The sequence below is a fragment of the Treponema sp. SP13 genome (genome assembly GCF_050938355.1).
In the GTDB taxonomy this organism is placed as follows: Bacteria; Spirochaetota; Spirochaetia; order Treponematales; family Treponemataceae; genus Treponema_D; species Treponema_D socranskii.
Genome location: NZ_JADOVM010000010.1, coordinates 23,567 through 30,982 on the forward strand (window position 1 = coordinate 23,567; position 7,416 = coordinate 30,982).

Here is a 7,416-nt window from a genome sequence, read left to right on the forward strand (position 1 = left end):
GTTTTGTGGCTGCGCTCAGCGCGTAAACTCGTGCCGTGCAGCCGGGCAAAATGAAAGGAGCAATTATGAAAAAAGGAATTCATCCCGAATACAAATTGACAAAGATCACTTGCGCGTGCGGAAACGTCATCGAAACGCGATCGACGGCTCAAAACATCCGCGTGGAAATCTGTTCGGCATGCCATCCGTTTTATACGGGTAAGCAAAAGCTCGTCGATACCGCAGGCCGCATCGACCGCTTCAACAAGCGCTACGGCATCAAGTCCGAAGAATCGGCAAATTGACCGCCGTATAAAAACTCCGCTCCTTAGGGGGCGGTTTTTTTTTATGCTTCAATTCCTGCGGATTTCCCACGCGCGGTGCGGCTTTTTTTGCAAAAAGTCTTCGGGGATCGTCGAAGCGGTGATGTCGCGCACCGTGATTGCGTTTTCATTCGCCGGCGTTTCGATAAGGCTTTCGTCGAAGCGTAAGCGTTTGGCGTTCGTCGAAAAATAGAGTACGCCGCCTTTTGCAAGCAGGGCGATGCAGCCGTTTACGAAGCGCGGCCAATCTTTTACGAGATCGAGTACGGTATCCGTCATCTTCGAATTGCTGAATGTCGGCGGATCGAGAATAATGATATCGTATCGTTCGCCGGATGCTTTTTTTTGAAAGATGAATTCGGCGGCGTCCGCGCGGATAAAGCGGTATTTTTTTTCGTCGGAAAAACCGTTTAAGCGCATATTTTCTTTTGCGCGCTCGAGATAGGTGTTCGACAAATCGACCGAATCGACGAGGCGCGCGTTTCCTTCGGCGGCGTAGACGGAAAAAGAGCCCGTATAGCAAAAGAGATTCAATACCGATTTTCCGCTCGCGTTTTCTCGGACTCGGGCACGGAGGGGACGGTGATCGAAAAAAAGTCCGCTGTCGATGCGGGAACTTATAGAAACGCGGAAAAGAGATGCGCATTCCTGTATGAGCCCTTCGATGTGCCCTGCGCTTTGTATGTCGTTTACGTCTTCCGCATATTGGCTTCCGCCCTTATCGCGTTTTCTCGTTTTGACGACGATGCGATTTTCCGCCGTACCGACGACGGCGCTTGCCGCCTGTGCGATTTTGGAAAGCCACGCCCTCTCTTCGGCTTCCGCTTTTTCGTACGGGCGTTCGTACAGACAGATGACGAGGGCGCTCCTCGAAGCGATTTCCGCCTGCACCCCGGCATCGTTTTCAGAAAGGCGTGCGAATTCGTCTGCGGTAAAACGGGCGGCGCTTTTTTTGTCTCCGATTTCGTCCGGCAAAAATTCGTAGAGATCGACCGAAACCGGGATTTCCGGTATATCGCGGTCGTACACGCGATAGCAAGTGACACCGTTTTTGCGCGCCCATTTTCGAAGGTGCCTCAAGCGTTTTACGAGTCGGTTTGAAAACAGTTGGGCTTGATAATCGTCTTTGCATTCCGTCGGCATAAGCGCAATACTATACATAACGAAGGAAAAAGTATATAGTAAAAAGATATGGATTTTACCGAATTTAATTTGCACGAAGACCTGCTCAAAGGCATCGAAGCGGCAGGCTATGTGACGTGCACGCCGGTTCAGGAAGCGGTACTCAAAACGGCGCTCGACGGATCCGATTTATATGTTCAGTCTCAAACGGGAACGGGAAAAACGGCGGCGTACCTCGTTTCCATTTTACAGGAACTCCTTGCCTCTCCGGACAATGCGGGCAAAAAAGTGCTCATCCTGCTTCCGACACGCGAGCTTGCGGTGCAGGTTGAAGAAGAAGCGAAAAAATTGACGAGCGGAACGCAGCTGAAAGCGTTCAGTTTTTACGGCGGCGTCGGCTATGAGCGGCAGATCGCTTCCCTTAAAAAAGGAGTGGACATCATTGTCGGTACTCCCGGCCGCATGATCGATCTTCAGCAAAGCCGCCAGCTCGACTTGTCGAACGTCGGTTTTCTCGTTGTCGATGAAGCCGACCGTATGTTCGATATGGGTTTTTACCCCGACTTGCGCACGCTGCTCAAAGTGCTGCCGAAAGCGGAAGACCGCCAAACGATGCTTTTTTCCGCGACGCTCAATTCATACGTAAAAAATCTCGCATGGGAATACACACGGGATGCGAAAGAGATTACGATCGAATCGGATACTATCACCGTCGAACAAATCGATCAGGAATTGCTGCACGTTTCGAGCGACGAAAAGATGAAACTGCTCGTCGGCATCCTTTCAAAAGAAAAACCCGAAAGCGTGCTCGTCTTTTGCAATACGAAACGTTCGTGCGAAGTCGTTTCAAAGCGGCTCGTCAAAAACGGTTTTAAAAGCGAATTCATCATCGGCGATTTGCCGCAGGCGAAACGGCTGCAAGTGCTCAACCGATTTAAAGACGGAAGCGTTTCGATCCTCGTCGCAACCGACGTCGCCGCGCGCGGTATCGACGTGCACGATTTGGCGATGGTCGTCAATTACGATTTGCCGAACGAATCGGAAAACTACGTGCATCGCATCGGACGTACCGCCCGCGCAGGCAGGACGGGCAAAGCGTACACGTTTTGCAGCGAACAGGACGTATACAATCTTCCGGCTATCGAACGTTATATAGAAATGCAAATTCCTTCGCGCGTCGCCGATGCATCGATGCTCGGAGGAGACGCGAGCGAAGGCGTGTATATCAGAACTGAAAATTGGCGCGAAGATTACGAAGGCGGCCGAACTTCTTCGCGGAGAGGCGGCGCGGGCGGCGGAAAGTTTTCCGGAAGACGCGATTCGAAAAAAAGCGATGCGCGAAGCGGAAGCCGCGGCAGACGAAAGACGGGAAGCGCATCCGAGAAACCGGCGTTTCGAAAAGAGCGCTTTACCGAAGACGACACGGAAAAGCTTCAGAGTATGTCTTTCGAAGAGCGCATGAAGCTCTATAAAGAAAAATACGCAAAGTCCGCTTCGGCGCTCACGGACGGCAAAGGCGGCTCTTCTTCCAAATCGAAGGGCGCAAAGCCGTTTTCGAAAAAAGACCGCGCAAAAACCGGCCGCAAAAACGACTCGGCGAAAGGGCAGGGTGCTTCCCGCTCTTCTTTCGAGAGGGGAAGACAAAACGTACAAAAACCGTCGGCTGCGAAAAAGAGGAGCGGTGTGCAGCGCTACGACGAAAGCAAAAAAGGTTTGCAGTCGCAGAGCTTGTGGCATAAAATCAAATCGCTGTTCGGGAAAAAATAACGCGCGATCGTGTGCGCCGAAGTCCGTGCACACGGAGAGCGCCGCGTGTTTTTATTCGTGCGGAGGGTTTAATACCCCGATGCTTGCGTCGTAACAAAGGGTATTAAAGCCGACTGCAACCACCTTATGAGAACAACATACCCCGACGCTTGCGTCGGGGGTGTTGATTAATTAATATTTTTTAAATTCGCCGTTCAATTTATTTATATTATCAAGGGAGCTGTGAGTGATAACCGTATCCGATGTCAGTGTCAAATTCGGCGACAAGCCGCTGTTTAAAGACGTCAATGTGAAATTTACGCCGGGCAACTGCTACGGCATTATCGGCGCGAACGGAGCCGGAAAATCGACTTTTTTGAAAGTGCTTTCGGGAGAACTCGAACACGATACCGGCACCATAGCTATGGCGCAGGGAAAGCGCATGGCCGTTTTGCAGCAAAACCACTTTGCGTTCGACGATTATTCCGTCAAAGAAACGGTGATGATGGGCTATCCGAAGCTCTACGAATGCACGAAGGCGCGGGACGAAATCTACGCGAAAGCGGATTTTTCCGAAGAAGACGGCATCAAAGCGTCGGAACTCGAAGCGGAGTTCGGCGAACTCGGCGGCTACGAAGCGGAAAATCAAATCGAACAGATGCTTTCCGGCCTCGGTCTCGAAGAAGAATATCACGACAAAGCGATGAGCGATTTGGACGAAAGTCAAAAAGTGCGCGTCCTCCTCGCGCAGGCGATTTTCGGAAATCCCGACATACTGCTGCTCGACGAACCGACGAACGGCCTCGATATCGAATCGATTACGTGGCTCGAAAATTTTTTGCTCGATTTTGAAAACATCGTCATCGTCGTCAGCCACGACCGCCACTTTCTCAATACGGTGTGTACGGTCGTCTGCGATATCGATTACGGAAAGATCACGCAGTTTTCCGGCAATTACGATTTTTGGTATCAGATGAGCCAAATGCTGCAAAAGCAGGCGAAAGATCAGGCGAGACGGCGCGAAGACAAGATGGCCGACTTGAGAGAATTTATCCAGCGCTTTGCGTCGAACGCGGCGAAAAGCCGGCAAGCGACAAGCCGCAAAAAAGTGCTCGACAAGCTTGCCCTCGAAGAGCTTCCCGTCACGAGCAGAAAATTTCCGTACATTCACTTTGCCCAAGAGCGCGCCATCGGAAACAACACGCTCGAAGTGAAAAAGCTCAATTACGCTCAGGACGGTGTCGAGCTTTTGAAAGATTTTTCGCTCATCGTAAACCGTACCGATAAAGTCGCCTTCGTCGGCATCGAACACAATTCCATTTCGGCGTTTTTCGACATCATCGCAGGTGAAAAGAAGGCGGATTCGGGCGAAGTGTTTTGGGGACAGACGACGAGTTATTCCTACTTACCGCGCGACACGAACAAGTATTTTGAAAACGATTTGACGATTACCGAGTGGCTTAAACAGTATTCGAAAGAACAGGACGACGCTTACGTGCGCGGATTTTTAGGCAGGATGCTTTTCAGCGGCGACGAATCGCTGAAGCCGGTCAAAGTGCTTTCCGGCGGCGAAAAAGTGAGGTGCATGCTTTCGAAGATGATGCTGCAAAATGCGAACGTGCTCATATTCGACGATCCGACAAACCATTTGGATTTGGAAGCGATCGAAAGTCTCAACAACGCGCTTGAAGATTTTCCGGGCGTCGTGCTGTTCAACAGCCACGATCACGAATTCATTTCGTCGATCGCAAACCGCATCGTCGAAATCACGCCGAACGGCGTCATCGACCGCATGATGAACTTCGACGACTATATCGCAGACGATACGGTGACGGAGCTTCGGAAAAAATATTACGAAGGCACCGGCAAAAAAATCAAATACCGCGTGTGAGCGGGGACTCGGCATTTCAAACGACGGCGCATATTTGTGTTCTTCGAATTTTCAAGATGCGAACATCGAACTCTACCGCATAAGGCCGCCGTCCGCACTCTCGCCGGGTCGCGCGAGCGCACACACCGCGCTGCCGCCGGTTCGTTCCCGCGCATTGTACACGCTGCACCGCCTGAGATTTCAGCTTTTGAGTTTTTTCAGCATGTCGGCAAAATAATCGTGTGCTTTATCTTCACTCACCGGCTCCGTTTTTTTTACTTCATGGTATTCGACGAGGTTTTCCGGTATCTCTTCGAGAAAACGCGACGGCGTGCATTCGACCGTCGCCTGCATGCGCCTCCGCTTTTGGCACGACGTAATCAATAATTTGTCCCGTGCGCGCGTGATCGCGACGTAAAAAAGGCGCCTCTCTTCTTCGACGTCTCCGTCCGTTTCTTCGACGGAACGCGCGTGCGGCATAAGCCCTTCTTCCGCACCGGCGATAAACACGACGGGAAATTCGAGCCCCTTCGACGCGTGGATCGTCATCAAATTGACTTTGCCTTTGCCGCCGTCGTCTTCGATATCGTCGCGGCTCAAGAGCGTAATGCGGTTCAAATAATTGAACAGACTCGGATCGAAATTGTCGGGATTGTTTTCCCACGTTTCAATCGACATGAGCAGCGTTTCGATATTCTGCAATTTAAATCGCACCGCTTTTTCGTTTTTTTGAAATTCGCCGATGATATAGTCGCGGTACTGTATGTCGTCGATAAGTTCGCGCACTTTGTTTGCAAGCCCCCGTCCGCCGAAAAGCTTCGCCCTCGCGCCTTCGATCGTATCGATAAATTCCCCGAGCGATTTTTTTGCCGAATCGGAAAGCGCGCCTGCGGGATCTTTTTGCAGATAGCGGATCGCATCCCACAGCGTGCTCGCATTTTGCTTTGCCGTTTCGTTTATCGCCGAAATCGTACTCCGCCCGATGCCCCGCCGCGGCGTATTGATGATTCGAAGCAGATTGATGTCGTCGCTTTGATTTGCCGCGACGCGCAGATAGCTTACGATATCTTTTATTTCGAGTCGTTCGAAAAAACTTGTGCCGCCGCTCATCGTGTAGGGTATGTTCGCTTGAAGCAGGGCTTCTTCGATCGCGCGGCTCTGCGAGTTTGCGCGCATGAGTATGCCGAAATCGTCGTATGTGCGCCTCTCTTCCATCGCGATGCCTTGAATGCTTTCGGCGATAAAATCCGCTTCGGCACTTTCGTTTTCCGGCATAAAGAGTTCGATAGGCTTTCCCGAACCGTTGCCGCTCCACAGCTTTTTGTCTTTGCGGTTCGTGTTGTGCGATATGACGCCGTTCGCCGCACTTAAAATCGTTTCGGTCGAACGGTAGTTTTGCTCGAGGCGGATTTCCTTGACACTCGGAAAATCCTTTTCGAACTGCACGATGTTTTGATAATCGGCACCCCTCCAGCTGTAGATCGACTGATCGTCATCTCCGACGACCGCGATATTTTTATCGGCAAGGAGACGCATGAGCTCGTACTGCTGCCGGCTCGTGTCCTGAAATTCGTCGACCATGATGTACGTGTAGCGAGAACGGTATTTTGCGAGCACGTCGGGGTGTTCATGGAACAGGCGGATCGGCAGCATGATGAGATCGTCGAAGTCGACCGCATTGTACAGCTTCAATCCCTGCTCGTACGATTCGTAGAGCGCTCGGTACATATCGTTTGCCGTCTCCCAATTTTTGCGCCCGGTTTTTATGTTTGAAAAAAGATTTGCGATTTTGTATAAGTCGAGCGCATCGGATGTGAACTGCAGTTCCCGCGCGCTCTCTTTGATGAGAGAGGCTTTGTCGGTTTCATCGTAAATCGAAAAATTTTCCCGCCAGCCCAGTTTGGCGATGTCCTGTCTGAGAATGCGCACGCCGAATGCATGAAACGTGGACACAGTGAGGTTTTGCAGCTTTTTGCCCGTCAGCGATTTGACACGCTCTTCCATTTCGCGCGCAGCTTTATTCGTAAAGGTCAGCGCAAGGATCGCGCTTTGCGGAATGCCTTCATCGAGCATGTGCGCAATGCGGTACGTGATGACTCTTGTTTTGCCGCTTCCCGCTCCGGCGATGATCAAAATAGGACCTGTTATCGTCGTAACGGCGCGCAGCTGTTCGGGATTGAGTTCCGTTTTCAATGCATGTATGTCGAGTTCGGGCATGGCGCACAGTGTAACACTCGGAGCGCTCTTTGTGCAAGTAATTTTTTATATGTTTTTTTAAGGGGGGAAAGCCTTCCCCTCGCGCGCACTTCGTTGCGCGCTACCCCTTCCTGCGGGGGATACCCCGCAACACCCCGTTTCGTTCAGTGTGTACAGTGC

General features: G+C 51.4%; 5 protein-coding genes. 3 read left to right on the plus strand and 2 right to left on the minus strand.

Going from position 1 to position 7,416, the window contains the following annotated elements; all coding sequences use genetic code 11:
* Positions 1-65: 65 nt before the first annotated feature.
* Complete coding sequence (rpmE, locus tag IZU26_RS12770; RefSeq protein ID WP_021329766.1) at positions 66-284, plus strand: 50S ribosomal protein L31; 219 nt, start codon at positions 66-68, stop codon at positions 282-284.
* A 48-nt stretch (positions 285-332) separates the two neighbouring features.
* Here the strand turns inward: rpmE and IZU26_RS12775 are convergent, their stop codons facing one another.
* A complete protein-coding gene (locus IZU26_RS12775; RefSeq protein WP_433279513.1) occupies positions 333-1,463 on the minus strand; it encodes a class I SAM-dependent methyltransferase in 1,131 nt (376 codons plus the stop codon).
* A gap of 30 nt (positions 1,464-1,493) precedes the next feature.
* On the opposite strand from IZU26_RS12775, the gene IZU26_RS12780 reads away from it, so the two are divergent.
* Positions 1,494-3,191 (plus strand): DEAD/DEAH box helicase, encoded by a 1,698-nt coding sequence (locus tag IZU26_RS12780; RefSeq protein WP_433279515.1) that lies wholly within the window; start codon positions 1,494-1,496, stop codon positions 3,189-3,191.
* A gap of 226 nt (positions 3,192-3,417) precedes the next feature.
* On the plus strand, positions 3,418-5,061 hold the full coding sequence (locus tag IZU26_RS12785) for an ABC-F family ATP-binding cassette domain-containing protein (RefSeq protein ID WP_433279517.1): 1,644 nt from the start codon (positions 3,418-3,420) through the stop codon (positions 5,059-5,061).
* A gap of 180 nt (positions 5,062-5,241) precedes the next feature.
* On the opposite strand, the gene IZU26_RS12790 is transcribed toward IZU26_RS12785, so the two are convergent.
* Complete coding sequence (locus tag IZU26_RS12790; RefSeq protein WP_433279519.1) at positions 5,242-7,257, minus strand: ATP-dependent helicase; 2,016 nt, start codon at positions 7,255-7,257, stop codon at positions 5,242-5,244.
* Positions 7,258-7,416 lie beyond the last annotated feature (159 nt).

Excerpts from the sequence above, each read along its gene's own strand:
- rpmE (WP_021329766.1), top strand. The coding sequence starts at position 66 with ATGAAAAAAGGAATTCATCCCGAATACAAATTGACAAAGATCACTTGC.
- IZU26_RS12775 (WP_433279513.1), bottom strand. The coding sequence starts at position 1,463 with ATGTATAGTATTGCGCTTATGCCGACGGAATGCAAAGACGATTATCAA.
- IZU26_RS12780 (WP_433279515.1), top strand. The coding sequence starts at position 1,494 with ATGGATTTTACCGAATTTAATTTGCACGAAGACCTGCTCAAAGGCATC.
- IZU26_RS12790 (WP_433279519.1), bottom strand. The coding sequence starts at position 7,257 with ATGCCCGAACTCGACATACATGCATTGAAAACGGAACTCAATCCCGAA.